The sequence below is a fragment of the Pseudoalteromonas rubra genome, assembly GCF_000238295.3.
GTDB lineage: Bacteria > Pseudomonadota > Gammaproteobacteria > Enterobacterales > Alteromonadaceae > Pseudoalteromonas > Pseudoalteromonas rubra.
The window spans coordinates 33,501-58,923 of record NZ_AHCD03000030.1; the positions used below are offsets into that span (position 1 = coordinate 33,501).

Sequence of the window (25,423 nt, forward strand, 5' to 3'; positions counted from 1 at the left end):
GGGTCTTTTGCGTGCTATTCACCGATATCTTTAAAGATCATACCCCGGCGCATACTCCGGGTGGCGAGAAAGACTTCAGCGAGTAAGGCTAAAAATGCGCAGATCAGTAACAGCATAGCGGCAATAAAGCAGCTCGACAGGGTGACGCCCAGCGACAAAGAATATAGGTGGGAAATAAATAACACCATGACGACGGCACATACTAGCAGCGCAGAAAGTACGCTCATGTTAAATGCAATGTGAATGTAGCGCGAGCGTTTGAGCAATGCCCGCATTTCGCGGGTGAGATGGTCTTTCAGCTCTTCATCCTGGCTGTTGTTTAATTTGCGATCCAGTAACCTGGCTCTGTCAGTGATCCGTGCCAGCCGATTCGACAACACACCCAATGTGGCAGCAATACCTGTGATGAGAAACACAGGCGCGACTGCCGTTTGTATCACCTTAGCCATGGTCAGTATGCTTACGACATCCGTACTCATTGCCAACGTACCTGTTCAATAATACCTGCCTGTTCGCCAATCAGTGTTTTCACAACCCGGTTCTGTTTATCCAGCATAATCAAACGTGGGATCCCCTTATTGGCATACTGACTATAAATGGCTCTGTCGGGGTCGGCTATCAGGTTAAAGTCGATACCAAAGGAGGTGCGGAAGGCTTTTAAGGTGTCGGCATCTTCTTCGCGGCCTATGGCGATAATTTGTACTTGCAGATCGGCCAGCAGTTGAGACGCTTTTAACTCGTTCAGCGTGCGCTGAGAGTCAGAGCACCAGCTGGCAAACAGGATGATCAGCTTGTTGCCCTGAGCCAGCTGAACCGGCTCTCCATCTATGTTGATGAGCTGTGTGTGCCTGAAAGTGTCGCCGGGGTTGATATAGGTTTCATAGCCCTTTGGATGAGCCTCTGGCAATGGGGTGGCATTACAGGCACTCAGTTGACTGCCCAGTGCGGTTATGAAAGCGGCAATAGCGAGACGTTTTATCATTATTATGGTCCTTGCGGTACAATACCTTCATTAATGCGTATTTTTAAGGTGAGCGCAAGCTTCAGTGGTGTCTGGATCGCTACGCTGAGACAGGATGTCACGGTATCCCGGCTCCGAGTATTATAGTTATGTTGTATCTCTCTTTGTTTTTTTCGGCCCTGATCTCTGCCACCTTGTTGCCTGCTTCTTCAGAGTTGTTGCTGTCCGGGTTGGTGGTAAAGCAGCAAGGGGAGCTGTTTTTGCTATGGCTCAGCGCAACCGTCGGCAATGTGCTCGGCAGTGTGATTAATTATTACCTGGGTACTATTATCAGTCGGGTGGAAGACAAGCGCTGGTTTCCTGTTTCTAAGCAGGCTATGGGTAAGGCACAGCGTCAATTCGAAAAGTATGGGGTATACAGTCTGGTGTTTGCCTGGTTGCCCGTGGTGGGTGATCCCCTGACGCTGGTTGCCGGCGTATTTAGAACCCGGTTCAGTCTCTTTTTATTACTGGTCGCGGTAGGTAAGGGGTTGCGTTACGCGGTTGTGATAGGGCTGGCAGCCGGCTTTATGTAAGTGGCTGCCAGTGTATGATCACATTGGTTTACGCCATTCGAGCGTCAGTGACACGGAATCCGCAAAGCGCAGCGCATGTGGCTTATCGACCTTCACTTTCGCATAGCTGACATCAGGGTGTTGGTGGCACTCTGTCAGGATGTCTGCAACCAGTTTTTCTAATAACAGGAAGTGGCCTTCTTCGACTTTGGCGATCACCGCTTTGGTAATGGTTTTGTAGTTCAGTGCATGGCCAACTTCATCGTGAAACAAGCACTCCGCATCGGCCGGATAATGGATCTCGATGTTGATCACAACATCTTGCTTTTTCTCTCTTTCTTCCTGGTTGAATCCGATGAAGGTGCGCAACCTTAGGTTGGTAATATTGATGATCGCCGTGTGCATAAGCGGTCCTTAGCGTTTTAGTAGTTGTAAGAATTCATTACGTGTTTTGGCATCTTCACGGAAGTTACCCAGCATCACTGAGGTACGCATCTGCGAGTTTTGCTTTTCAACACCACGCATCATCATACACATGTGTTTCGCTTCAATAACCACACCAACACCACGGGCACCGGTCACTTCTTCCACGGCTTTGGCGATTTGATGCGTGAGCTGCTCCTGGATCTGAAAGCGACGAGCGTACATGTCTACGATACGTGCAAACTTAGATAAGCCTAACACCTTGCCATTAGGAATGTAAGCGATGTGCGCGCGGCCAACGAAGGGCAGCAGGTGATGTTCACACATAGAATAAAGCTCGATATCCTGGACCAGAACCATGTCATCGGCATCAGAGCTGAATACGGCGTTGTTGGTCACATCACTGAGCTCCTGACGGTAGCCCTGAGTGAGGTATTCCATGGCCTTGGCAGCACGTTTAGGGGTATCAAGCAGCCCTTCACGGTCTTTGTCTTCGCCTACGGCGGTGATGATCTGTTGGAAACTGCTTTTTAATTCGTCATGCATAATAAAACTCACTGTAGTTAATTCGCTCAGGCCTGCTATTTCAGGTGGCGGCCTCCGTCCACGGCCAAAGTCCGGCCGGTGATGTAATTACTTTTACGCAGCAACTCTACGGCGTCGATCACTTCGCGGCAGCCAGGTTCAATGCCCATAATGGATTTCTTCAGGGTCTTCTCTTTGTACTCTTCGCTGTCATCGTCATTAAAAATGATCAGTGAGGGGGCGACGGAGTTCACTTTGATGTGTGGTGCATACTTGGCGGCGAAAGAGCGACTGAGGTTATCCAAAGCAGCTTTGCTCGCAGCATAGGCGATGTGTTTCGGGCTGCCTTTTTCAACCACATAATCGGTGATGTGAATGATGTCGGCCGTACCTGAGTAGTTTTGCAGCAAAGGTGCGAGGCCCAGGTTGAGCAGATACGGCACTTTGGCATGGATATGCATCATGGCATCAAATAAAGCACTGTGATCTGGATTCTGCGCTTCACAATCCCAGCTTGAGGCATTGTGTATCACCGCCCGCAATGTATCGGTATGCTGCTGAACTTGGGTAATCAGTGATGCGATTGCGTCTGCCTGATCGAAGTCCACCTGGATACAGATCACGCCTTGTTCAGTCAGGGTATCTATGATCGGACGTTGTGTGCGATAGGTCATGATCACCGGAATGTCTTCAGCGATAAAGTGCTGAACCATCGCCAGACCAATACGCTGTGCGGCTCCGGTGATTAAAATGGGCGCTGTCATTGGCATGTATCCTTCTTTGCAGAGTTAACGGGTGGCGGGTGATCCCGCGACTGTACCCGCAGTGTGCGTCTGGCCTTGTACGTGATTAAACGCAGGCCAGATCACTAAGACTATCTATGTCCGGGTATTACTCATCGTCGTAAATGGTGGGGATAGGCTTACGCTTGTGCTGAGTTTTTTGATAAATATCAACCAGTAGTTGCTCGACATCCAGGCTAATGGGTTTACCTTCCAGGAAGTCATCAATATCGTCATAGCTCAGACCTAAGGCTTCTTCGTCAGCAAGACCCGGACGGTCGCACTCCAAATCTGCGGTGGGGGTTTTGTGTACCAATGACTGTGGTGCTCCCAGGTGATCGGCCAATGCTCTTACCTGGCGCTTAGACAGGCCAAACAGCGGCGCAAGGTCACAGGCACCATCACCAAATTTGGTATAGAAACCAGTGATATTCTCAGCGCTGTGGTCAGTACCGACCACCAGGCCGCGGGTCAGACCGGCGATTTCATACTGGGCAACCATGCGTTGTCTGGCTTTCACATTGCCTTTCACAAAGTCGACCAGGGCTGCGCTCGGCAGCTCAGTTTCAGAGCCTTGCATTGCCTGAAGCGCCTGATCGTGCATGGCGTCGGCTGCGGCTTTTATATTAACCGTTAAGCGCTTAGTGGGTTGAATGAAGGAGAGAGCCTGTTGGGCTTCATCTTCGTCAGCCTGGGTGCCATACGGCAAGCGCATGGCAATAAATTGATAGCCCTGGCGGCCTTTTTCAGCATTCAGTTCGTCAATGGCCAGCTGGCACAAACGGCCGCAGGTAGAAGAATCAACGCCACCACTGATCCCCAGTACCAGGCTGTGACAATGGGCTGAGATCAGCGTTTGTTTAATAAACTGAACACGTCGGGCGACTTCCGCCGCAACATCAATGGTTGGCTGAACTTTCATTTCAGCAATGATAGCTTCACGCATGGGATTTCCCTCTGGCCAACGTTTAATTACCTGGCTGGCCTAAATATGATTGATTGCCCTAAGTTTACTTGAAATTGTTACCAATTAGATCTGTTTCTTACTGTGATCGCCCGGTTACAGGCCAAGATGTTGCTTGATGGCCTGAAGTTCCTGTTTAAGCTGATCGATTTCCTCTAGCAGTTCGTCCAGATTTACAGCGGGTTCAGCAGTGCTGGTCTCGGCCTGTTCCTGATCTGCTGTATCGTCGAATAAGTGCTGATAACGTGCTTCTCGTTTGCCAGGTTCTCTGGCCAGGCGGGTGGCGAGTTCTTGTTGTATGAGTTCATTCAGTGCGCTCTCGACTTCAGCGACGGTGCCAAATTCGGCTAGCCGGCCGCTGCGGGTACGCAGTTCGCCTGGTGTCTGTGGTCCGCGTAATAGCAGCAGACAGACAATGGCGCGTTGTTGCTCTGTGAGCTTCAGACTGCCAAACTCACTGTTACAAAAGCGATGTTTGTACTTACTTACTCGACCTGATAAGCCCTCATCACACACGACAATACGTTTTTGTTCGAGTTGTGTCAGGGTGTCCAGCACGTCGGATTCGGACAAAGCCATGACCGGCTCGCGATTAGATTTTTGGTTGCAGGCATTGGTCAGCGCGTTGAGTGATAAAGGGTACTGATCGGGGGTGGTGGTTTGCTTTTCCAGCAGACAGCCGATGATCCGTTGTTCAATCTTGGATAAGTTCATCTCTATTCCCTATATGAAGTGCTGTGATACTTTTGCAGCAGATCAGGTTGATTTTCATGACTTTACTCTATGCGATTTGCGCGACCTTGCATAGTGGCCTCAGGTGAATAGCGGGAAATTCAATGTGTGACTCGACATGCCTTGGTTTCATCTACCCAACGTTGCAGCATTTTGCTCAGCGCGGCAAAGTTGATTGGTTTGCTCAGGTAGGCATCCATACCGGCAGCCAGACATTTTTCTTCATCCCCTTCCATTGCATTGGCTGTGAGGGCAATGATGGGCGTTTGCTGGTGTTGTTCTCCTGCAACGCCGGCACGGATCTCTTTGGTCGCTGTGTAGCCATCCATTTCAGGCATCTGGCAATCCATTAAAATAATCGCATAGGCTTCTTCGCGTACTTTAAGGTGTTTAATGGCGGCGAGGCCATTGTGTGCGCAGGTGACATGTGCGCCTAATTTCTCAAGCAGTGTGGTTGCCACAGTTTGATTTATCTTATTGTCTTCTACCAGCAGAATATCCACATCCAGACAAACCTCTTCTGTGGTATTTGCTGCCAGTGGTTCTTTGCGTTTAACCAGGGACAATGCATTGGCAGGAGTGAGTGGGCAAAGTAGTAAGTTGTTCGCTGAGAACTGCGGCCAGGCCTGGGTTTCCTGCATGGTATGGCACAACAGGGCGTAGCTGAGCTGCTTTGCTTTAATGTGTTTCAGCAGACTTTTGAGATCCGGTTCGGGTGTCGTACTCAGTACCTCTGTGGCAATGATCAAAGCGGGTTTGTGTGACGTATGTGCATCGTATGTTTGAAGCATCTGCGCAACGCTTTCAAAATGCTCTGTGGGGATATGCCAGGCATCCAGCATATGCCGTGCAGCCAGATCGGACGGAGAGTGTGCATCTATCACATACAGGCTGTCATTGTTGGTATCGAGCGTCCGAATCGGCTGGGGATCTTCGAGCGCAACGTAAAAGGTGAACGTGCTACCTATATTCGGCTTACTGTAGGCATTGAGTGCCCCGCCCATTAACTCGCACAATTGTCTGGCAATGGTCAGGCCAAGCCCGGTCCCCCCAAACTTACGGGTGGTAGAAGGGTCGGCCTGGGTGAAGGAGTCAAAAATTTTACTGAGCTGTTGTTTGCTGATCCCGATCCCTGTGTCTTCAACACTGCACCACAGGCGAGACTGCTCACTGGTCCGCTCCGTATAACAGGTCAGAGTGACTTTACCCCCTTCAGTGAACTTGACTGCATTGCTGATCAGATTATTGAGGATCTGCTTGAGCCGGTGGGGATCTGTTTTGGCATATTGATATTGCATGTTTCGGCTATCAATGAACAACTCGGTCTGCTGGTCGTTTGCGCGAGGTGCAAAGGCAGCAAAACAGTCGCTGATTATCTGGATCAGGTCACATTCAATTTGTTCAATATTGAGCTTGCCAGCTTCAATTTTAGAGAAATCCAGTATGTCGTTAATAATGGTGAGCAGAGATTCCGCTGAGCTTTGCGCCAGCGCCAGGTTACGTTGCTGTGTGTCGGTAAGCTGCGAATTGCCCAGGATCTCGAGCATGCCAATGATGCCATTCATAGGCGTGCGAATTTCATGACTCATACTGGCCAGAAAGTCGGCTTTGATTTTAGCGGATTGCTCTGCCAGCTCTTTTTCAATGATCGCTTTGCGCTTAGCCTGCTGCTGTTGCTGGCCACTGAACAGGCTGGCTAACATCGCGGCGATGGCCTGAATAAAGCGCCGATCACTGTCAGTCCAGTCGGGGTAAGGGTCGCCGTATTCAGTGCACAAAATACCACAGACCGCACCGCGATGAAGAATTGGTATAATCAGCATCGCTTCGACTTCGAATGGCTCAAGGTATTGATCAGCCAGAGGCCGGGTTATCGGGTGTTTAGTGGCTGTGCTTGCTTCTATGAGCTGCTTGCTGAGTACTGCCGAAAACAAGCCGGGCAGTGTCGCCTTGCGCCAGGGCGGGAAATGTTGCAGGCTGTCTCGTCGGGTATTGCTGAAGCACGTGGGGTAAAGTTGGGCGTGATCTTCGCTAAGTAGCCAGATACTGGCACGTGATGCGCGGGCTGCCTGACAGACTGCATCGGTGCACAGCTCCTGTGCACGTTCTGTGTGATTGTTGAGAATGGCTTCATGTGTACTGAGTTGTGCCAGCAATTCATTATTTCTGGCCACTTTTTCATGTTCTATCGCCATCAGTTTACGGTCATTGATGTTTTGTACCGAACCAAACACTTGTAATGTCCAGCCATTTTCTTGTTTTGCTTGCGCTTTAATGAGTACCCAGCATTCCAGCCCTTTTTGTGGCTGAACAATGAATTCATCCTCAAAAGGCCTGCCATGTTTGATTGCCTGGTTCATGTAATCCTGAAACTTTTTGCGATGTGGGCCCTCTTTAAAGAACTCGGTGCTGCTCATCCAGGTTGGCTGATAATAGGGTGAGATGGCAAAAATCTGACGTGTGACTTCTGACAAGGTGATTTGATGACTTGCCAGATCAACGGACCAGGCACCGACCTGGGCCAGAGAGCCCATGTTGGTCAGTGCACTGGTTTTGCTTTTTAGCTCGGAGAGTAAGCGTGTGTAAAACGAAAATGCGAACAAAAAGAACAACACTATGGTCAACAGTGCCAGGCGAAATGGCCACAACGCGGCGGAAGAGGCCTTCCAGCCGTAACGCGGAGCGGCGTATAGCACCCAGCTGCCCGATGGGACATGGATCGTGAAAGCGAGGGGGTTATGCTCTTGTATCGTGGGTGACCCATAGAAATATTCACCACTGTCCCCCAGGCCATTTCGGCCCTGAATGGCAATCAGGTAATCACTCTCGAGGTTATTCAGCGACACTTGTTCGTACAGTTTGGGCATATCAATCACTACCGACAATAGCCCCCAAAATGTGTCATTATCAACATAGACCGGGATGCGGGCGATCAGCGCCATCCCACCCTGTACCAGCTCAAGCGGGCCGGTCAGTACAATGGTACGGGAATCTCTGGCCTTGATGGCGTCTTTTTTTTGTTGTGGGTGAGTGAGGTAGTTGAGCCCTATCGCTTTTTTATTCTCTTCAAGCGGGTAGATCATTTGTAGCACCATATCCGGTGCGGCACCGACATTACGGAGCACTTTACTGGTCTCAAAGAGCGGCGCTGCAAAGCGTTCAAACTGCTTTTGGTCGAGGCTTGTCTGCGGCGCCAGTGCAATGGCCAACCCCCGTACCAGCTGAATATTCGCAGCCAGTGTGCCTTCTAACTGGGTGCGGTAGACATTGAGTTCTTCAAATGTGCGGTTTTTTTCGACTTCGATCAGGCGACGTTCGTTCACTCCGTCTATGTACCAGCCAGCTGCCAGGATCACCAATAGTAATCCACCCACCATAAAACGGGTTAAAAAAGCTTTCCTTGACGACAGCACGTGTATGGTCTGCATGTGAACGTGAAAAAGTATCCTTGAATCATTTAACTATAGTTGTCTGTGTGAAAACTCGCCAAGACTCAGACGAATTTATGATGGAAAAACCTTCGGCATGCTAATCAGTGGTGCGCATCTGGCGGAGTTCTTTGTTGGTAAGGTAGCGCTGGATTAGATGTCACTGACATGTAATGCAATCAATCTTAATTAACGCTAAGCTGGCTAAGGTCATTAATCAATCAAGTGAGGGAAAAATATGCTGATGTGGCTGAAACGCGGGATTGCGGTGTTGGTGTTACTCGCACTGGCTGCCAGTGCAGTGGTATATGGCATTTTATCACTGAGTTTGCCCGCGCTCGATGGGCAGGGTCAGTCGACGGCGTTGAGTGCATCTGTGACACTGGAGCGGGATGCGATTGGTCAGGCGGTGATCACCGCACAGAACCGGCAGGATGCTGCCTACGCGCTCGGCTTTGCGCATGGTCAGGATCGCTTCTTCCAGATGGACCTGCTGCGGCGCAATGCGGCCGGAGAGTTGAGTGAATTATTTGGTGAAGCTGCGCTTGGACTGGATAAACGGCTGAGGTTTCATCGCTTTCGTGCGCTGAGTCAGCGCATATTACAGCAGCTACCGGCGTCAGAGCAGCGTTTGTTGGCGCGTTACACTCAGGGGGTTAATGAAGGACAGGCGCAAAGTGGCGTACAGGGCTTTGAGTACCTCCTACTCGGTGCAGAGGCCCGCCCTTGGCAACCAGAAGACAGCTTGTTAGTTATTTTTAGTATGTACCTGGATTTACAAGAAAGCACACTAAAAAGAGATGAGGCAGTTATTCTGGTTGAATCTTTACTTGGTGAAGAAATGAAGCACTTTATTATTCAGCCAAGTAATTATCAGGCAGCGCTCGATAATAGTGAAGTCGTTAAAAATGGTGTCGAAATACCTAAATTTGGCGACATTGCTAAATTGGAAGGTGTACCTCATATTAAAGAGCTTTCAATTTTTGGTAGTAATAACTGGGCAGTAACAGGACAGCATACTAAAACGGGGGCAGCAATGCTTTCTGACGATATGCATCTTGGCTTAAACACACCTGCTATCTGGTACCGCGCCCAGCTTAATTATGACACCGCCTCAGGTGAGGTGATCCAGGTGTCCGGGGTTACTCTGCCTGGCGCGCCAGCTGTGGTTGTGGGCAGTAACAATCAGGTAGCCTGGGGATTTACCAATGGTTATCTGGATACGGCTGACTGGATCAAGCTGGACCCACAGGTCGACACGACCTGGCAAGTCACTGAGCAACTTAAGTTACCGGATGGCAGGAGTGAAGCGTTTACCCTGACACTAAGTGATTACGGGCCGGTTAAGCAGATCCGTGACGAAGCTTATGCATTGAGCTGGGTGGCGCATCAGGATTACGCGGTCAATCTGGGGCTACTGGGACTGGAGTCGGCGGGGAGTGTCGATGAGGCACTGGAACGTGCTGCGCAGATAGCTATTCCGGTTCAGAATATGGTGGTTGTGGACGCCCAAGGGAATGCAGCCTGGCGCCCAACGGGGGCTTTACCAGGGCGTGCTGTACCTAGCGATACAGCCATACCCAGTCAGGCTTACAGTGACGACTGGCAACGTAATGAAGTGCAACGGCCAGTGGTTAAGAACCCGACCCATGGCAAGATCTGGACTGCCAACTCACGGGTGGTATCGGCGCAGCAACATCAGCGTTTCGGTGATGGTGGCTATGCACTGGGCGCGCGGGCAGTACAGATCCGTGATCGCCTGATGGCGCAAAATCAATTTGATGAAGCGGATTTTATGCGCTTGCAACTCGACAATGAAGCACGCTTTATGGCCCCCTGGCATCAGTTGCTGAGTACGCTGCTTGCCAGTCAGGGTGACAGTTATGCGCGAGACCGCGGGTATTTGTCTGACTGGCAGGCTTGTGCCTGTCCTGAGTCGGTTGGTTATACCTTAGTCAGGCGTTTTCGCGATCATACCCTGGATCTGCTGTTTGCGCCGGTTGAGCACACTTTGCAACAAGTTGACGGCAGCTTGTCGCCCCTGAAGCGCTATCTTGAGCCCGCTGCATGGCAATTGATCCACGAGCGACCAGCGCACTGGCAGCAGCAGTACAGTGATTGGGATGCCATGTTGCTGGCTGCTTATGAGTCGGCGAAAGCGCAGCTGCGTGAAAGTGAAGGCCGGGATATGGCCGCGTGGCAATGGGGGCGGGTCAACCAGCTTGAAGTGAAGCACCCGTTTAGCAGGCAAATACCGCTGCTCAGTGGCTTGCTGGATATGCCGGTGGTGGCTGGGTTTGGTGACAGTTATATGCCAGCGGTACAAAAGCCGGCATTTGGCGCATCTCAACGTTTTATTGCCCAACCCGGTCACCTGGATAAAGCGATAATGAGTGTCGCGGGTGGGCAAAGTGGTCATCCGCTGTCACCCTTTTACCGGGCTGGCTTCAGCGCCTATGCACAGGGCGAAGCAGTTCCTTTATTACCCGGAGCCATTAATCATCGCATCACATTTACCCCGATCAACTAGTTGGTGTGGGCCGCAGTCACTCGATTGCGGCCCTGTGCTTTACTGGTGTAGAGTGCATCATCGGCCAGCTGCAAAGTGACGGAAAAAGGCAAAGCGGTATGCCACAAAGCCACGCCAAAACTCATCGTTGCAGTGAGTTCTTCGCCATTAAAGCGCTGCTTTTCAAGGGTTTGTCGTAATGTTTCAATGCGTATGAGCGCTTCTTCCTGGGTGCAATCAACCAGCACGAGCAAAAACTCCTCACCTCCCCACCTGACGGCGATATCCTGATCGGTGACATGCTCACGTAAGATATCAGAGACGGTTTGCAGTACTTCATCCCCCATATCATGACCCAGTTGGTCGTTAATCTGTTTAAAATGGTCGAGATCGGCCATGACCACACAAAGGCTTTGTCCGTTGTGTGCACAGCTGCTGTGCGCTCTGAGGATCAGTTCTTTGGCATAGCGACGATTAAACAAATTTGTGAGTGGGTCTCTGGCTGCCAACTTAGCCAGCTGGCGGCGCTGAATAAAGGTGCTTTCGCGCACATGGCCAATGACGTAGATCATGGGTAAACCGCATACGAACACATTAATAAAGTGAATTGAGCGGGCGTACTCCTGGAACAAAAAAGGGGTATTTACGGTGCTGTAGAGCTCAAACAACAACGCAAACAACACAATCATGCTGAGGGACAGTACAATGGCCAGTCGCAACTTTAGCTTCATATCCAGCAGCAACATACAGGCGATGGTCCACAGGTAATACTGGAAGCCATAATCCATCCCTAAGGTGGCACACACCAGTACCGAGTGACCCGTCACTTCGACACAAAAAATCCGCAATGCCAGGTGGCTGTGACCCCGGTTAAGCAGATAAATCCCCGTTGCCCAGGCTGCAACGCTGGCGATGTTGGCGATGGACAGGATATAGACATGGCTGTACCAAAAAGCAAAAATAAACAGCAAATGTAAGCATAAGCAATAGTATGCGACTTGCTTAAACAGCTTCACTTTGACCAGCTCTACTTCATCTGGCTGACTATAAAAATGTTGCGCAATCGGCACGTAAGGCACTCAGTTGTCATTGTTGCAATATCTTCAGTATAGGAAGTGCCGGCATTTTTTCCCTGAAAATTTACGCCAGGCCAGTCACCTAACTCATCATAACCAGGATTGCAGCCAATGCGATGAGCAATAATCCCAGCGTATCACGCCGGGCAACCGGGGTTTTTAGCCACCACACTGCGATGGCAAGCGAGAAGAATACCTCGATCTGGCCGAGTGTTTTGACATAGGCAACGTGTTGCAGACTCATCGCACTGAACCAGCCAACGGAGCCGATACAGCTGGTGGTACTGATGGCAAAGGTGAGCCGGCGGTGTTGCCACAGCTGTCGCCAGGAGCCCGACTCTGCATAGCTCAGGTAGCAGGCCAGTATTAAGGTTTGGCAGGATAACACCAGCAACAGCACCCAGGCCGCGCTGTGTGGGAAAGGCAATTGGGTGGCGATGCTGGCTTCTCGGACCCATAAAGAGGTGAGGGCAAAGGCACCACCGCAGGCAAGCCCCAACAGGGCCGTCGTCAGCTGAAAATGGCGCAGTGTAACACCACTGAGTAACAGTACCGCAATACCACCCAGCAGGACACCCAGCCAGCCCAGCGCGCTCAGATGAGAGCCGAAGAAGACCATGCCCAGGATAGCGGCTAACAAAGCCTCACTTTTTGCCAGTCCGACACCGACCGCATAATTGTTGCGTTTGAACAAGACCACCATGAGCCCGGTCGCGATGATCTGCATAATGCTCGCGCCTGCAACATAGCCTATCAGTGTTGGGTTCAGGGTGAGCGTGGGTGCTGTTTGCCAGTGGTACAGGCCCAGCAGGTATAACGCGGCCAGGGGCGTGGCCAGCAGAAAGCGGGCCAGAGTGACGCTGGCGACACTGGCGTGTTGACTCAGGCGACTTTGCAGCGCATTACGCCAGGCCTGGCTGAAGGCGGCCAGGCAGGTAAAGGCAATCCATTCCATATTTTTCGGCTTTGATGAATATCGGAACACTGAAACTAACCGGACCCGCAGAGAAATGCCAGACCCTTGAAAAATATTCAGCATAACGCGTGGAAATGGTGGTGCGACAATATGCCGCAGTGTGCTGCAATCGGCTGCGCGCTATACTGCTTATCGATGCTACTTTTACCGCCCAGACAGTCGATTGGGCGGTACTATTTTTCTTCCTCTTCGAGCTTAAGCTCTGTTATCGCAATCGGCAGAAAGTGCCCTGCTGGCAAAACTTGCGGATCGAGTTGCAGGTTTGCTATTCGCACCCGGTATAAATCCACCACCCGGTAACCGCAGTAACGTGCCATTTTACGGATCTGACGATTTAATCCCTGCCTGAGGACAATGGTAAAGGTATCCGCAGCGATTGGCTCAACCCGGCAGGCCTGGGTTATCACCCCGTCGACCGGCACACCCGCACTCATCCGTGCACAAAATTGTTCATCAAAGGGGCGGTCGACCACCACCCGGTACTCTTTTTCCTGATGATGTTTCGGGTGGATCAGGCGGTTACAGAGCTCACCGTCATTGGTCAGTAGTAACAGTCCACGGCTGTCTTTGTCTAATCGCCCAATGGGGTAAATACGTTCACCAGGTGGTAAATGGTGGCTCAAGCTGCTTGGGTCGTCCGGGCGTAATTTACAGTCGATACCAATCGGTTTGTGATACATGTAGAGTTGTTTGGGGGCCGGTCCCTTAACCAACTGGCCGCTGACGAGAATATGGTCGGCTGCTGTGACATGATCTATGTGGTTGGCCGGGCGGCCATTCACCGTGACGTCGGCGGCTTCGATTAATCGTGACGCCTGACGGCGGGAACAGACACCACAGTGGCTCAGATATTTGGCTAGGCGCATTGGCTGCATACAAAGGAAAACCGGGAAGCAAAAGCGCAGTATATCAATTCTGACTGCGGGGGCGCAAAATCAGTACGGCGTTACGCTGATCGATGTCAAAATCAAAGTGACGCAGAAAATTCATGCCCAGCAACCCCGGTCCGGCGCGCATTTCATTCATCACGGCAAACTGTATAGGCCCGCGTACCTGATCGCCAATCTGCATTTGCTCACTTTGATAAAACTCCACATTGGCCAGCCCATTGGCTGTCGATACGGTCCGGGTGTCAAGGTAATCCACAGCCTGGATCAGCGTGGCAAATTGTTGCTGAGTCAGCGATGTGACGCTGGCGCCGGTGTCGATCATCAATTCGATGGTGGTACCTGCCAGCTGGGCCTCAAGCACAAAATGGCTACCGAGACGGCGCAATGGCACATGTGTTATCCCTTGCTGTAAAGCCAGCGCCTGTTGTTGCAGTGCTGTTGTTTCCTGATGGTGACGCAAGGTGTCGTCTGCTTGTGCAATTAAAAACAGCGCTTCGTCAGGTTGAGATAAGGCCAGATGTGCTTCAACCTGGTGTGTCAGCAATGGCAACTTGTGTGGCTTTTCTTCGTACCAGGGCGCCGCAAGAGTCAGCAGCTCATGCCATTGTTGTTGCTCGCTCAGCTCGACCAGGCGCGATACCAAAAGCGTATCGATCAGAGATTGCCAGTCAGCGTAATGGGGGTTGAGTCGGTACGCAATGAGGAGGCGATTGAGTGCTTCGTCTGGCTGTGCAAGTGCCTGATATAAGAGGATCTCTAGACGTTGTGCTGGTAGTGCTTGTGGCTCAGCTCTGAGGAAGCCCTGTACCAGGGCGAGCTGTGCAAAAAGCTGAGCTTGCGAAGCCTGGTTCAGCTGTGCGTTGATCCACTGCCACCACTGCTTAGCGGATTGGCTCACGGCGTTTGGATGTGCTTCTCGCGCTTGCAGCAGACTGGTCAGAGCTTGCTCATAGCGAGCCTGTTGGAATGCTTGTTGTGCCTGGGTAATTAATATGGGAGTCTGGCGGCCATCAGGCGGGGTTGCCACCGCAACAGGGATAGTCGATGTTGCGGGAGGAATATCTGACACAGCAGGTAAAGGACGATATAGCTGCCAGCCCAAATAGCCATTGAGTAGCAAAGACAGCCCTAAGAGTATCGATTTCACCTGCATTGTGTATTACTCCTGTTCGTGCCGGGCCAGCACAGCGGCAATCGCAGCACCAAATTCCCGCTGGTGGGTGATACCCAACACATGCAGACGAGTATCCTTGAGCGCACAGTTATGTGGCCGGGCTGCACTTTGAGTGGGTTCTGGCACTGCGATGAGTTGTTCACCATCTATGCCCAACAGCGGTGCCATGGTGCGTGCCATCTGATATTTGGTCATCGCCTGGTTATCCGATACATGATAAATACCGCCCAGCTTTTCTGCCGGGAGTGCTACCAGATCCGCCAGCGTCAGAGCAATGTCTTCAACATGGGTGGGGTAGCGGATAGCCCAGTCATCATGAGCGCCCGTCGCATTCAGTTTGAGTTGCTCAGCGATCACTGTGACCGCTGACTCTGCCAGGTATTCAACCTCCCCATACAGTACCGGTACTCGGATCACACTGTGTGTGGGGTCGATCGATAGCACAGCTTGCTCGGCTTGTTGCTTGCTTTGGCCATAAAAGTTCAGCGGATTGGTGCGCGCCTGTTCAGTGTAAGGGGGGTGAGTGCCATCAAAGACGTAATCGGTGCTGATGAAGAATAAGCGAATACCTCTTTGGCTACATTGTGTTGCCAGGTGCTCACTGGCTGCCACATTCAGTGCCAGCGTCTGAGCATGATCTGTTTCACAGACATCCGGCTTTCGCTCTGCCGCAGCGTGGATAAGCACATCCGGTGCATACTGATCGAGAAAGGCATTGACGGCTTGCTGGTCGGATAAATCCAGCGACACCAGTGGCGGGGCGGCACGGCGAAAGCCACACCCTATGACTGTGTGCTGCGTCTTCAGTACGTTGACAAGTGCACGTCCCAGTAGCCCGGTCGCGCCGGTAATGGCGATGGTTTGCATAGCAACTCCGTTGATTGTCTGGCTGTTTTATACAAGGAGTGAAAATCATATCACTCGCGAACGGATCATTGTGCCACACGCTTTTTGTGTTACTCAATAAGCGCTCCACATCGGCAAGGTTGCATGAATGTGCGGTGTATTTCACCGACCACCGTGAAGTGTGGCAACCTTTGCCAGCTTACCCAATTTACAGACAGTGTCCAGATGCGACGCGCGGTTTTTCATTGTCTCTGCGACCGTAGTTTAAACCCGGGCCGGGCGAAGCCGGCCCGAACCCACTAAGCGGATTGTTGCTGAGTCTGACCTTCCCAGATTTTAGCGCGTATGCCAAACAGGCCAACGAGGATCCCTATGCCAATACAGAACAGACTGATCTGCAGATACAGGTTAGGCATCTGTTCAACGTTGTTGGGGTCAAAGTTTCCTGCCATCAGGCCAGAGATAATATTTCCGATTGAGTAAGTTAACACAAACACGCCCATCATTTGTCCGGCAAAGCGTTTTGGCGATAGTTTGCTGACGGCGCTCAGCGCCACAGGACTCAGGCATAATTCACCAACTGTATGCAGGAAGTAAGTGGTTACCAGCCACATAGGAGCCACTTTAAGACCTTGAGCAGCATATTGCGCAGCGAAGAACATGACGATAAAACCGCTGGCCATGATCACCAGCCCAACAGCACATTTTACGGTGTATGACGGGGAGATCATGCGCTTTGCCAGGTTGATCCACAGGGCTGCAAAGAAAGGAGACAAGATGATGATAAAAAAGGAGTTGGTAGACTGAAACCAGGCTGTGGGAATATTAAAGTCACCAATGAGTCGGTCAGTATAATCGCGGGCAAACAGATTCAGTGAAGATCCGGCCTGCTCAAACCCGGACCAGAAGCAGGCTGAGGCCACACAGACCAAAAAGAGTGCCCACATTTTACGTTTCTCATCGTGCGCCAGGTCACCGGCAAAGTAGATGAACCCATAATAGGCGAAGAAGATGAGGGTAAACGCCACAGCGACATATTGGGCAACGACAACCGGGTTAATGGTGATCAGCCCAGTGTAGGTCAGCGCCACGACGCCAGCGACGACGGCAATTACCGCCCCGATAATCGACCAGGCTTTGCGTGCCTTCTCTGCAGGTAACGGGTTGCTGGGTTGATCTCCGACATGGGCAATATTACCCAGGGTTTTGCGATACTGAATAAGGCCCACACCCATACCCACTGCGGCAGCACCAAACGCCCAGTGCCAGCCCAGGTTTTCCATGAAATAGCCACAGATCGTATACCCCAGCACAGAGCCTAAATTGATACCCATGTAATAAAGGGCATAGCCACTATCGCGCCGTTCGTCTTCATCACGATAAAGCTGGCCAACCATTGCACTGATATTGGGTTTGAGCAGACCAGTGCCTGCCGCAACCAGTATCAGCCCAATGAAAAAAGTCTCATGGGCGGGAATGGCCAGTACAATGTGACCACACATTATGATGATCCCGCCATACCAGACGGTGCGTTGTCCGCCCAGCAATCGATCCGCTATCCAGCCACCTGGCAAACCCAGAAAGTACACGGCACCTGTGTATAAACCGTAGATGGCGGCTGCTGCGGCAACAGTAAATTCAAGGCCTTCCTCTTGTAAAGAGGCGGTCATAAAGAGCACGAGTAAGGCACGCATCCCGTAAAAGCTCATGCGCTCCCACATTTCGGTGAAAAAGAGAGTAGAGAGGCCCCGGGGGTGGCCATAAAACCCGGTATCCTGATGGGTATCCTGTGATGACATAATAGACTTCCGATTGTTGTTTTATTATACGAAAGTTTTATTAGTACGTGATTTGTTAAAATTTTGCAACTGACGACGAGGTCGCCAGTCGGTCTTTGAAATATACGTGTTTGTGCGTTTAGTTAGCCAGCACAGACAGGGCATGAATGTCTGAAATCTCGAGATCTGCAAGGCCCTGATAACGGTAGGAAGTATCCTGGTTATTCAGCCATACACTGCGACATCCTGCCAGGTTTGCACCCTGTACGTCTGTATCCAGACTATCCCCAATGTGCAACAACTGGTGCGGCGCTACTGCGCACTGTTGGCATGCGGCTTCAAACAGATCGGCATGGGGCTTGGCGCGACCATCTCGACCTGCCATGAGTACGCATTCGAACTGATCGGCCAGGTTGAAGCGGTCAACTTCCACATTGCCATTGGTGATGGCGATGAGCCGAAAACGCTTTCTCAGGCGTGCCAATAGCGCCAGTACCGACGCGTCAACCACGATCTGACTGCGGGCTATAGCAAACGCCTGGTAGGCTGCCTTGGCATGCAGATCTATTTCTGAGGCGCTGAATCCGGCTTTTTGTAAGCCGTAGCGCAGTGCAACCTGACGCCAACGGGTGACATCATGGGTGAGTTCCGGGTGTTGTGATGCGACATGTTGACGACATGCGAGCCAAAACTGCGGGCCCTGAGCACGCCAGGGGGCCAGTGCATTGACATAATCGTTCATCGCTTTAACCGCAGCTGCGATCACGGGGTGGTTGTTATACAGTGTATCGTCCAGGTCAAAGCTCAGCACCTGAATCTCATCAATGGCACGGTTAAATCGCATAACATCTCTCTTGGTTTTTTGGTCCGCTTGAGTGTACCTAAAGAATGCCTGAAAGCCTACTCAGTCTTTGCGTTGTTTGCGGGCTCTGGGGTGCGCGCTGTCGTACACTTTGGCCAGGTGGCCAAAATCGACATGGGTGTAGACCTGGGTAGCAGATAAACTGGTGTGGCCTAACATCTCTTGTATGGCCCGCAGATCACCACTGGATTCGAGCAAGTGCGTGGCAAAGGAGTGGCGTAGTTTATGGGGATGAATGGTGCCCGTTATTCCCTGGCGGATCCCCCACTCCTGCATTCTGGCACGCACATGGCGGGCCGAAATACGGTTTTTTCGTTTACTGACAAACAGCGCTGGCTCATCGGCATGGGCAAATTGCGGACGGTGTTTTAACCACTGTGCAATGGCGTCCAGGGCTTTGGAGCCAACCGGCACAACTCGCTCTTTGTTACCCTTACCCAGTACCCGGATTTCGCCATCGCGGATATCATGCAGGTTAGCATTGACCAGCTCACTGACTCGCAGCCCGCTGGAATACATCAGTTCCATCATGGCCTTGTCGCGCACGGCAAGCACATCGTCATCCTCAATATCCAGCAGTTGCGCCATCTGATCCACATCCAGACTTTTAGGGAGCGGTTTTTGAAACTTTGGCCCTCGTAGCCCTTGTGCCGGGTTATGGGTGTCATGGTTGACGGATTGCTTATGCTGTAAAAACTTGTACAAGCTGCGTACACAGCTGAGCTTTAGGTTGATACTACGTGGATTATACTGTCGGCTGCGCAACTGCACTGAGTAACGCCTGACCAGCTCACTGTTGACGGCCAGCCAGTGATCACAGTGTGGGGCAAAAAACGCGGCGGCTTGCAATAATTGGCGCTGATATTGTCCGAGTGTGTGTGCCGAGTACTGGCGCTCAAACTTTAGATACGCGGCAAAGTCAGCAATTGGCTCCAGCCAGCCCGGGCCGAGCGCATTGGGGTTTGCATCAAGGTGCGGCTTGCTCATGCCAGATGCTGCAATCTGAGCTGCAAAGAAGACACCAGCTCACTGACAAACAAATCCCCATTGCCGGGGGCAAAGTGATCGGCGCAGTGACTTGCAAAGACTAATACCGCATGTGTGTTATCGCTCTCTCCGAGTGGATAGAGAGCAAAGGATTGACAGCGGGTGTCTGTGATCAGGCTGCTACGTTCTGAGGCGCTCAGACGACCCAGGTAACGGTTACACTCCTTCAGACGGCTGTGCCTGAGCGCGTTGACCGCACGGGCCTGCTCACTGTCGTCATTGAGGTTGACCAGTTGGCAGTGACTGACGTTAGGCAGCTGTGTTAATTCATCACTCAATAACTCACTCAGCGCACCGACATCCTGACATTGCCAGAGGCGTCGCTGACACTCGCTGAACAAACGATAAATTTGTTCATTCTCTTGTGCATGCGCGACCATCTGCGCAATTTGTTTTTGCTGTTGCTGATTTTGCTCACGCAATGTGCGTTGTTGCAATAACGCCAGGTTAGGCGCACCTTGCGTCTCATTATACAGATTCAGCTCCAGCAGCAGGTAAGGATGCGCCAGCAAAAAATCAGGGTGCTGGTGGAGAAATGCCTGTACCTGCTCGGGTGTCAGTGGCTCTGAAGAGTGGCTCATAATGCAATTTGTCCGTCGAAGACGTGTTCTGCCGGACCGGTCATTTTGACGCTTTGCCCTGGCCCGTTCCAGCGTATCTGAATACTACCACCGGGTAAGTCGACGCGCACTGTGCTGGCCAGTTTATCCTGAGCAATACCGATCACCGCAGCGGCGCACGCTCCACTGCCGCATGCCAGCGTTTCCGCAGCTCCTCGCTCCCAGACACGCAGCTTGATGTGTTCACGATTAATGATTTGCATAAAGCCAATATTAGCACGCTTTGGAAAACGTTCGTGTTGCTCCAGTAAAGGGCCCAACGTGTCAACGTCTGCCTGTTCAATGTCCTCGACTTCTATCACACAATGGGGATTACCCATGGAAACCACGCCACAAAAGACGGTATGTTCCTCGGCACGCAAAATATAGGTTTGCTCTTGTTGCTTTGCCTTAAATGGGACCTGCGCAGGCGCAAACTCGGGTTTGCCCATGTTGACCGTAACCTGACCATCTTTTTCGGTGAACAGGGTAATGTTGCCACCTTTGGTGGAGACACTCACTTTATGCTTATTGGTCAGACCCTTCATGCGTACAAAGCGGGCAAAGCAGCGCGCGCCATTTCCGCATTGTTCTACTTCGGTGCCGTCGGCATTGAATATGCGGTAGTGAAAGTCCAGGTCCGGGGAATAGGGCGGCTCAACCAAAAGCAGCTGATCGAAACCGATGCCAAAATTACGGTGTGCCAGTTTACGGATCTGGTCTCGTGACAAAAAGACATTCTGGGTCACGTTATCCACGACAACGAAGTCATTACCCAAACCATGCATCTTAGAAAAATTTACAAACATAAAGCCTTATCTATTTTGGTGTCGGCGGCCAGTATGCGCCGCACCTATTTTATGATTGTGATAACCCTACTTTGCCATGCTGTGCGCCATTACGGAAGCACTTGCTCACCCTGCCACAGTGATTCCAAAGTCTCTCTTTTGCGGATCAAGTGACAAGTATCGCCATCGACCATGATTTCTGCAATCCGAGGGCGTGAATTGTAATTCGAACTCATCGTAAAGCCATAGGCACCCGCACCGCGTTGCGCCAGCAGATCACCGGGTTGAATAGCCAGCGGTCTGTCTTTACCGATAAAGTCACCTGTTTCACACACCGGGCCCACAACATCATAGGTGTGCAATGGGGTATCGTCCTGTCTGGGGGCAACGGCGATGATTTGTTGCCAGGCCTGATACAGCGACGGCCGCAACATATCATTCATGCCCGCATCAACAATGGCAAAGTGTTTATCCTTGGTTGGCTTGAGGTATTCCACTTTGGTGACCAACAGCCCGGCGTTGGCGGCAATGGCACGGCCAGGTTCAAAAATCAGTTCCAGATGTTGATAGTCAGCCAGTCGCGCTTTGACCTCAGCCGCATAGGCACTGGGATGAGGTGGCTTTTCGCTGTCGTACGGCACACCCAGGCCACCGCCAATGTCCAGATGCTTCAGTGTGATACCGGCTGATTCCAGCGTCTGAACCAAGGCCAGTACTTTATCCAGTGCGGCAATAAAGGGGGTAACTTCAGTAAGCTGTGAGCCGATGTGGAAGTCTATGCCCACCACCTCAAGACCCGGCAAAGCGCAAGCCAGTTGATAGACATTAAAGGCTTCTTTGATATCGATACCAAACTTGTTTTCTTTTAGCCCGGTGGAAATATAGGGGTGTGTTTTGGCATCTATGTCCGGATTAACACGAATTGAAACAGGCGCGAGCAGATTGAGCTCTCTGGCGACTTCGCTGATGCGATGCAGTTCAGCAGCGGACTCGACATTAAAACACTTGATGCCTGTTTTGAGTGCAAAAGCGATTTCCTGTGCAGTTTTCGCTACACCAGAAAACACAATTTTGGCCGGGTCGCCGCCTGCTTTGAGCACCCGTGCTAGCTCACCCTGCGAGACAATATCAAAGCCTGCACCGAGTCTTGCGAGGACATTGAGTACCGCCAGGTTGCTGTTGGCTTTGACGGCATAACAAACCAGGTGCGGATGTCCCTGTGCTGCATCGGTGAATGCATGATAATGACGCTCCAGCGTCTTGCGTGAATACACATAACAGGGCGTACCATATTGTGCGGCGATGTCACTTATGGGCACTTGCTCGGCATGCAATTGGTTATCCTGGTAGTGAAAGAAATCCATTTACGACTCCTGTTTCGTATCATCGTCTTCAGACGGTGTAGTATCCTGAGCAGGCTGAGGTGCTTGCTCGGGCGCATTGGCCGGTTGTGAACGTTGCTCGGGTAAATACAGAGGCCCACTTTGACCGCATGCACTTAGTAGCAAGAGGCTGGTCAAGATCAGGGTAAATAGGCTAAATTGAGTGTATGTCGCTTTCATTAGATTAATGATGTCAGTGCCTTTATAATCGCAGAGTAACAGAATTGGTAAAAAAAGCAGCTTAGAAAGTAAATTTAATTCCGTCCGAGCGGCGGACTTTCGGGGTTTGCACAGTAAGGATCAAGCTATGACAGATCATGAATATCATGAGTTAGCCGATGCGTTAATGTTGACCATTGAGGAACAAATTGACGACTGCGAGGTCGACCTGGATTATGAATCGGCATCCGGGATCCTGGAAATCATTTTTCCGGACCGCAGTAAAATTGTGATTAATAAGCAAGCCCCGCTGCATCAGGTGTGGGTCGCTACTAAGTTTAATGGGCATCATTTTGAGTTGCGCGATACGCAGTGGATAGATAACCGCAGCGGCGCTGAGTTCTGGCAGTTTATGAGTGATGCTGCCACGCGTCAGGCCGGTCAGACCATTGAATGGCAGCACGACTGATGTTGCCGTTTGTAGAATACCCGGCCCAGGGAACCCACAGGGCAAGCGTGATCTGGTTACATGGTCTTGGTGATTCAGGAGAGGGCTTCTTGCCGATTGCCCCTGAGTTACGATTACCTGCTGAACTGGGCGTACGGTTTGTTTTTCCGCATGCGCCAGAACAACCCGTCACCGTGAACAATGGTATGGTGATGCGCTCCTGGTATGACATCAAATCCTTTGATCTGGATAAAAGAGCCGACGAAGCGGGTGTGAGAGACTCTGCGAAGTTGGTTGAAGCGCTTATTGAGGCTGAACTGGCGGCTGGGATCCCAGCAGAACGCATCATCCTGGCTGGTTTTTCGCAAGGCGGGGTGATGGCCCTGCATGTGGCGCCGCGTTTTAAAGCGCGCCTGGGTGGCGTGATGGCGTTATCTTGCTATATGTGTGCCCCTGAAAAACTTGCGCAACAAGCAGTACAAACCGACCTGAACGTGTTTATGGCCCATGGCAGCCTGGATCCCGTGGTTCCTATGGTTGCAGGGCGACAAGCATTTGACACCTTACAAGCACAAGGCTATGAAGTAAGCTGGCAGGATTACCCGATGCAGCATCAGGTTTGTCAGGAAGAGCTGGAGGCAATTCGCACCTGGTTACTGGCCAGGTTAACGTGATAACAGAGTGATCCCCCATGACACAACGCATTGTGATTAAAACAGCGGTAACGAAAGCAAATGAGGCCCCGGCTAAGTCCATCACATACCAGTACCATTGGCGCCGCATTGGTGTGGTCGGCAGCGCGGCAGCATGTGGCCTGGCTGCTTTGTTTTATGGGATCGTGAATTCGGTTAGTGCCGATGAGCAGCCTGTGACGACGATGAATACCTACCAGCAAACGGCTCAGGCCGACAGTGTAAATGATGCTACTGGTATGGACACATCTGAGCCGATCAATGAGCCCGAAGGTGAGCCTGTCTCTGCGCCATTAGTCTCCGAACCGGTAGTGGCTGCATTGCCGCAAGTCACAGCGAATTTGGTTGTGTCGTCAGCAGCGGTAAACAGTCAGGTTGAACCTGTTGAGCTGACCGATGAACAAGAGGTGGTCGCTGATGAACAGGAGGCCGCTGATCTGACCGTTGACGAAGGCACCAACAATGGTCCGACTAAGCGTTTTGCTGAGGACGCACAGGTTGCCAGTGTGGCCATGGCTGCTCAGGTGGATACTAAGCACATTAGCCGTGCCGTGCTGACCACAGAAGTGATGAACCGGGAACCGGTGAATGTGCTTAAAGACAGTGTTGAACAATCGGCCTTTTCGGATAAGCTGTATTTCTTTACCGAAGTACGTGGTTTGCAGGGACAAACCATTCGCCATTTATGGTTTCATCAGGATCAGTTGATGGCAGAGATTGACTTGGCCATCAGTGCGTACCGGCATCGCACTTACTCCAGCAAAAACATAATGCCCAGCCAAAGTGGTCAGTGGCGTATTGAAGTGATCACCGCAGATGATCGGCTACTGGCACAAAAAACCTTTAGAATTATCGCAACCGCTCAATAGTGAGCAGACTGAGTAAAGCATGACGACGAAAAAAAATGTGTTGCGCATCGCAACAAGAAAAAGTGCGCTGGCCTTATGGCAGGCCGAATATGTGAAAGCTGAACTGGAAAAATTTCATACCGAGCTGACGGTTGAACTGGTGCCTATGTCGACCAAAGGCGACAAAATTCTGGATACCCCTCTGGCGAAAATCGGTGGCAAGGGACTGTTCGTGAAAGAGCTGGAACAGGCCATGCTGGAAGGGCGTGCGGATATTGCCGTACACTCGATGAAAGATGTCCCTGTTGATTTCCCAGACGGTTTGGAATTGCACACCATTTGTGAGCGCGAAGATCCCCGTGATGCATTTGTTTCGAACCGCTACCAGTCGCTGTCTGAGCTTCCGGCAGGTGCTGTTGTCGGTACTTCAAGCCTGCGTCGCCAATGTCAGATCCGGGCCCAGCGTCCGGATTTGGTGATCAAAGATTTACGTGGCAATGTGAATACCCGCCTGGCTAAGCTGGATGCCGGTGAGTTTGATGCCATTATACTTGCCGCCGCGGGCTTGATCCGACTGGAGATGGCTGAGCGGATCGCCAGTTTTGTGCGTGTTGAAGACTCACTACCTGCCAATGGTCAGGGGGCCGTGGGTATTGAATGTCGCAGTGACGATGCACAGGTTCAGGCCTGGCTTGCCCCGCTTGAACACAGTGAAACGCGTATGCGGGTGCTGGCTGAGCGTGCAATGAACCGTCGTCTGGAAGGCGGTTGTCAGGTGCCGATTGGCGCTTATGCAGAAATCGACGGCGAGCAACTTACCTTGCGTGGACTGGTTGGTGCGATAGACGGTAGCCAGATCTTACGTGGCGAGCAAAGCGGACCGGTTGCCGATGCTGAGCAATTGGGGATCCGCCTGGCGGAATCTTTGCTGGCACAAGGTGCGGACCAAATTCTGGCTGAGGTTTACCGGGACAACTAAT

General features: G+C 51.5%; 26 protein-coding genes. 6 read left to right on the forward strand and 20 right to left on the reverse strand.

Going from position 1 to position 25,423, the window contains the following annotated elements:
• Positions 1–14: 14 nt before the first annotated feature.
• Both PRUB_RS07145 and PRUB_RS07150 read right to left on the reverse strand, forming a co-directional pair.
• Positions 15–479 carry a DUF2721 domain-containing protein gene (locus tag PRUB_RS07145; RefSeq protein ID WP_010387047.1) on the reverse strand — a complete coding sequence of 155 codons (465 nt, stop codon included), beginning with the start codon at positions 477–479 and terminating at the stop codon, positions 15–17.
• Positions 476–982 (reverse strand): TlpA family protein disulfide reductase, encoded by a 507-nt coding sequence (locus tag PRUB_RS07150; protein ID WP_010387048.1) that lies wholly within the window; start codon positions 980–982, stop codon positions 476–478. The genes PRUB_RS07145 and PRUB_RS07150 overlap by 4 nt, the downstream gene beginning before the upstream one ends.
• 128 nt (positions 983–1,110) lie before the next feature.
• Between PRUB_RS07150 and PRUB_RS07155 the strand changes: the two genes are divergently transcribed.
• Positions 1,111–1,536, forward strand: a complete 426-nt coding sequence (locus PRUB_RS07155) for a YqaA family protein (protein WP_010387049.1) — start codon at positions 1,111–1,113, stop codon at positions 1,534–1,536.
• An 18-nt stretch (positions 1,537–1,554) separates the two neighbouring features.
• Here the strand turns inward: PRUB_RS07155 and folX are convergent, their stop codons facing one another.
• The 6 genes from folX to PRUB_RS07185 all read right to left on the reverse strand — a co-directional run bounded on the left by folX (position 1,555) and on the right by PRUB_RS07185 (position 8,369).
• Positions 1,555–1,920, reverse strand: a complete 366-nt coding sequence (folX, locus tag PRUB_RS07160; RefSeq protein WP_010387050.1) for a dihydroneopterin triphosphate 2'-epimerase — start codon at positions 1,918–1,920, stop codon at positions 1,555–1,557.
• A gap of 9 nt (positions 1,921–1,929) precedes the next feature.
• Positions 1,930–2,484 (reverse strand): GTP cyclohydrolase I FolE, encoded by a 555-nt coding sequence (gene folE, locus PRUB_RS07165; protein ID WP_010387051.1) that lies wholly within the window; start codon positions 2,482–2,484, stop codon positions 1,930–1,932.
• Between the two features lie 35 nt (positions 2,485–2,519).
• Positions 2,520–3,227: a dihydromonapterin reductase gene (folM, locus tag PRUB_RS07170; RefSeq protein ID WP_010387052.1), complete on the reverse strand. Its 708-nt coding sequence runs from the start codon at positions 3,225–3,227 to the stop codon at positions 2,520–2,522.
• Positions 3,228–3,354: 127 nt separating this feature from the next.
• Positions 3,355–4,191: an ammonia-dependent NAD(+) synthetase gene (gene nadE / locus PRUB_RS07175; protein WP_010387053.1), complete on the reverse strand. Its 837-nt coding sequence runs from the start codon at positions 4,189–4,191 to the stop codon at positions 3,355–3,357.
• A 114-nt stretch (positions 4,192–4,305) separates the two neighbouring features.
• Positions 4,306–4,923, reverse strand: coding sequence for a YceH family protein (locus PRUB_RS07180; RefSeq protein ID WP_010387054.1), 618 nt, complete (start codon positions 4,921–4,923; stop codon positions 4,306–4,308).
• Between the two features lie 119 nt (positions 4,924–5,042).
• Positions 5,043–8,369 carry an ATP-binding protein gene (locus PRUB_RS07185; RefSeq protein ID WP_155946213.1) on the reverse strand — a complete coding sequence of 1,109 codons (3,327 nt, stop codon included), beginning with the start codon at positions 8,367–8,369 and terminating at the stop codon, positions 5,043–5,045.
• Between the two features lie 238 nt (positions 8,370–8,607).
• On the opposite strand from PRUB_RS07185, the gene PRUB_RS07190 reads away from it, so the two are divergent.
• Positions 8,608–10,899 (forward strand): penicillin acylase family protein, encoded by a 2,292-nt coding sequence (locus PRUB_RS07190; protein WP_010387056.1) that lies wholly within the window; start codon positions 8,608–8,610, stop codon positions 10,897–10,899.
• Here the strand turns inward: PRUB_RS07190 and PRUB_RS07195 are convergent.
• The 12 genes from PRUB_RS07195 to lptM all read right to left on the reverse strand — a co-directional run bounded on the left by PRUB_RS07195 (position 10,896) and on the right by lptM (position 22,476).
• Complete coding sequence (locus PRUB_RS07195; RefSeq protein ID WP_010387057.1) at positions 10,896–11,957, reverse strand: GGDEF domain-containing protein; 1,062 nt, start codon at positions 11,955–11,957, stop codon at positions 10,896–10,898. The genes PRUB_RS07190 and PRUB_RS07195 overlap by 4 nt on opposite strands.
• 79 nt (positions 11,958–12,036) lie before the next feature.
• Positions 12,037–12,909, reverse strand: coding sequence for a multidrug transporter (locus PRUB_RS07200; RefSeq protein WP_010387058.1), 873 nt, complete (start codon positions 12,907–12,909; stop codon positions 12,037–12,039).
• A 194-nt stretch (positions 12,910–13,103) separates the two neighbouring features.
• Positions 13,104–13,796: a pseudouridine synthase gene (locus tag PRUB_RS07205; RefSeq protein ID WP_010387059.1), complete on the reverse strand. Its 693-nt coding sequence runs from the start codon at positions 13,794–13,796 to the stop codon at positions 13,104–13,106.
• Positions 13,797–13,839: 43 nt separating this feature from the next.
• The gene (locus PRUB_RS07210; protein WP_010387061.1) at positions 13,840–14,973 is read right to left on the reverse strand and encodes a retropepsin-like aspartic protease family protein; all 1,134 of its coding nucleotides are present in this window, start codon (positions 14,971–14,973) and stop codon (positions 13,840–13,842) included.
• Between the two features lie 6 nt (positions 14,974–14,979).
• Complete coding sequence (locus tag PRUB_RS07215) at positions 14,980–15,861, reverse strand: dTDP-4-dehydrorhamnose reductase family protein (protein WP_010387063.1); 882 nt, start codon at positions 15,859–15,861, stop codon at positions 14,980–14,982.
• 278 nt (positions 15,862–16,139) lie between these two features.
• A complete protein-coding gene (locus PRUB_RS07220; protein WP_010387064.1) occupies positions 16,140–17,639 on the reverse strand; it encodes a peptide MFS transporter in 1,500 nt (499 codons plus the stop codon).
• A 118-nt stretch (positions 17,640–17,757) separates the two neighbouring features.
• A complete protein-coding gene (locus PRUB_RS07225; protein WP_010387065.1) occupies positions 17,758–18,462 on the reverse strand; it encodes an HAD-IA family hydrolase in 705 nt (234 codons plus the stop codon).
• 60 nt (positions 18,463–18,522) lie between these two features.
• Entirely contained in the window at positions 18,523–19,467 is a 945-nt protein-coding gene (xerC, locus tag PRUB_RS07230; protein ID WP_010387066.1) for a tyrosine recombinase XerC, read from the reverse strand.
• Positions 19,464–20,108, reverse strand: coding sequence for a DUF484 family protein (locus tag PRUB_RS07235; RefSeq protein WP_010387067.1), 645 nt, complete (start codon positions 20,106–20,108; stop codon positions 19,464–19,466). The genes xerC and PRUB_RS07235 overlap by 4 nt, the downstream gene beginning before the upstream one ends.
• Positions 20,105–20,935, reverse strand: a complete 831-nt coding sequence (gene dapF, locus PRUB_RS07240) for a diaminopimelate epimerase (protein ID WP_010387068.1) — start codon at positions 20,933–20,935, stop codon at positions 20,105–20,107. Before dapF ends, PRUB_RS07235 begins: the two co-directional genes overlap by 4 nt.
• Before the next feature lie 89 nt (positions 20,936–21,024).
• Positions 21,025–22,278 (reverse strand): diaminopimelate decarboxylase, encoded by a 1,254-nt coding sequence (lysA, locus tag PRUB_RS07245; RefSeq protein ID WP_010387069.1) that lies wholly within the window; start codon positions 22,276–22,278, stop codon positions 21,025–21,027.
• Positions 22,279–22,476, reverse strand: coding sequence for an LPS translocon maturation chaperone LptM (gene lptM, locus PRUB_RS07250; RefSeq protein WP_010387070.1), 198 nt, complete (start codon positions 22,474–22,476; stop codon positions 22,279–22,281).
• Positions 22,477–22,603: 127 nt separating this feature from the next.
• On the opposite strand from lptM, the gene cyaY reads away from it, so the two are divergent.
• The 4 genes from cyaY to hemC are packed head-to-tail and all read left to right on the forward strand — an operon-like array spanning position 22,604 to position 25,422.
• Complete coding sequence (cyaY, locus tag PRUB_RS07255; protein WP_010387071.1) at positions 22,604–22,924, forward strand: iron donor protein CyaY; 321 nt, start codon at positions 22,604–22,606, stop codon at positions 22,922–22,924.
• The gene (locus PRUB_RS07260; protein ID WP_010387072.1) at positions 22,924–23,577 is read left to right on the forward strand and encodes an alpha/beta hydrolase; all 654 of its coding nucleotides are present in this window, start codon (positions 22,924–22,926) and stop codon (positions 23,575–23,577) included. The genes cyaY and PRUB_RS07260 overlap by 1 nt, the downstream gene beginning before the upstream one ends.
• A 17-nt stretch (positions 23,578–23,594) precedes the next feature.
• On the forward strand, positions 23,595–24,464 hold the full coding sequence (locus tag PRUB_RS07265) for a DUF2914 domain-containing protein (RefSeq protein WP_010387073.1): 870 nt from the start codon (positions 23,595–23,597) through the stop codon (positions 24,462–24,464).
• 19 nt (positions 24,465–24,483) lie between these two features.
• The gene (gene hemC / locus PRUB_RS07270; RefSeq protein ID WP_010387074.1) at positions 24,484–25,422 is read left to right on the forward strand and encodes a hydroxymethylbilane synthase; all 939 of its coding nucleotides are present in this window, start codon (positions 24,484–24,486) and stop codon (positions 25,420–25,422) included.
• Position 25,423: the final 1 nt, after the last annotated feature.

Excerpts from the sequence above, each read along its gene's own strand:
- PRUB_RS07145 (WP_010387047.1), bottom strand. The coding sequence starts at position 479 with ATGAGTACGGATGTCGTAAGCATACTGACCATGGCTAAGGTGATACAA.
- PRUB_RS07150 (WP_010387048.1), bottom strand. The coding sequence starts at position 982 with ATGATAAAACGTCTCGCTATTGCCGCTTTCATAACCGCACTGGGCAGT.
- PRUB_RS07155 (WP_010387049.1), top strand. The coding sequence starts at position 1,111 with ATGTTGTATCTCTCTTTGTTTTTTTCGGCCCTGATCTCTGCCACCTTG.
- folX (WP_010387050.1), bottom strand. The coding sequence starts at position 1,920 with ATGCACACGGCGATCATCAATATTACCAACCTAAGGTTGCGCACCTTC.
- folE (WP_010387051.1), bottom strand. The coding sequence starts at position 2,484 with ATGCATGACGAATTAAAAAGCAGTTTCCAACAGATCATCACCGCCGTA.
- folM (WP_010387052.1), bottom strand. The coding sequence starts at position 3,227 with ATGACAGCGCCCATTTTAATCACCGGAGCCGCACAGCGTATTGGTCTG.
- nadE (WP_010387053.1), bottom strand. The coding sequence starts at position 4,191 with ATGCGTGAAGCTATCATTGCTGAAATGAAAGTTCAGCCAACCATTGAT.
- PRUB_RS07180 (WP_010387054.1), bottom strand. The coding sequence starts at position 4,923 with ATGAACTTATCCAAGATTGAACAACGGATCATCGGCTGTCTGCTGGAA.
- PRUB_RS07185 (WP_155946213.1), bottom strand. The coding sequence starts at position 8,369 with ATGCAGACCATACACGTGCTGTCGTCAAGGAAAGCTTTTTTAACCCGT.
- PRUB_RS07190 (WP_010387056.1), top strand. The coding sequence starts at position 8,608 with ATGCTGATGTGGCTGAAACGCGGGATTGCGGTGTTGGTGTTACTCGCA.
- PRUB_RS07200 (WP_010387058.1), bottom strand. The coding sequence starts at position 12,909 with ATGGAATGGATTGCCTTTACCTGCCTGGCCGCCTTCAGCCAGGCCTGG.
- PRUB_RS07205 (WP_010387059.1), bottom strand. The coding sequence starts at position 13,796 with ATGCGCCTAGCCAAATATCTGAGCCACTGTGGTGTCTGTTCCCGCCGT.
- PRUB_RS07210 (WP_010387061.1), bottom strand. The coding sequence starts at position 14,973 with ATGCAGGTGAAATCGATACTCTTAGGGCTGTCTTTGCTACTCAATGGC.
- PRUB_RS07215 (WP_010387063.1), bottom strand. The coding sequence starts at position 15,861 with ATGCAAACCATCGCCATTACCGGCGCGACCGGGCTACTGGGACGTGCA.
- PRUB_RS07220 (WP_010387064.1), bottom strand. The coding sequence starts at position 17,639 with ATGTCATCACAGGATACCCATCAGGATACCGGGTTTTATGGCCACCCC.
- PRUB_RS07225 (WP_010387065.1), bottom strand. The coding sequence starts at position 18,462 with ATGCGATTTAACCGTGCCATTGATGAGATTCAGGTGCTGAGCTTTGAC.
- xerC (WP_010387066.1), bottom strand. The coding sequence starts at position 19,467 with ATGAGCAAGCCGCACCTTGATGCAAACCCCAATGCGCTCGGCCCGGGC.
- PRUB_RS07235 (WP_010387067.1), bottom strand. The coding sequence starts at position 20,108 with ATGAGCCACTCTTCAGAGCCACTGACACCCGAGCAGGTACAGGCATTT.
- dapF (WP_010387068.1), bottom strand. The coding sequence starts at position 20,935 with ATGTTTGTAAATTTTTCTAAGATGCATGGTTTGGGTAATGACTTCGTT.
- lysA (WP_010387069.1), bottom strand. The coding sequence starts at position 22,278 with ATGGATTTCTTTCACTACCAGGATAACCAATTGCATGCCGAGCAAGTG.
- lptM (WP_010387070.1), bottom strand. The coding sequence starts at position 22,476 with ATGAAAGCGACATACACTCAATTTAGCCTATTTACCCTGATCTTGACC.
- cyaY (WP_010387071.1), top strand. The coding sequence starts at position 22,604 with ATGACAGATCATGAATATCATGAGTTAGCCGATGCGTTAATGTTGACC.
- PRUB_RS07260 (WP_010387072.1), top strand. The coding sequence starts at position 22,924 with ATGTTGCCGTTTGTAGAATACCCGGCCCAGGGAACCCACAGGGCAAGC.
- PRUB_RS07265 (WP_010387073.1), top strand. The coding sequence starts at position 23,595 with ATGACACAACGCATTGTGATTAAAACAGCGGTAACGAAAGCAAATGAG.
- hemC (WP_010387074.1), top strand. The coding sequence starts at position 24,484 with ATGACGACGAAAAAAAATGTGTTGCGCATCGCAACAAGAAAAAGTGCG.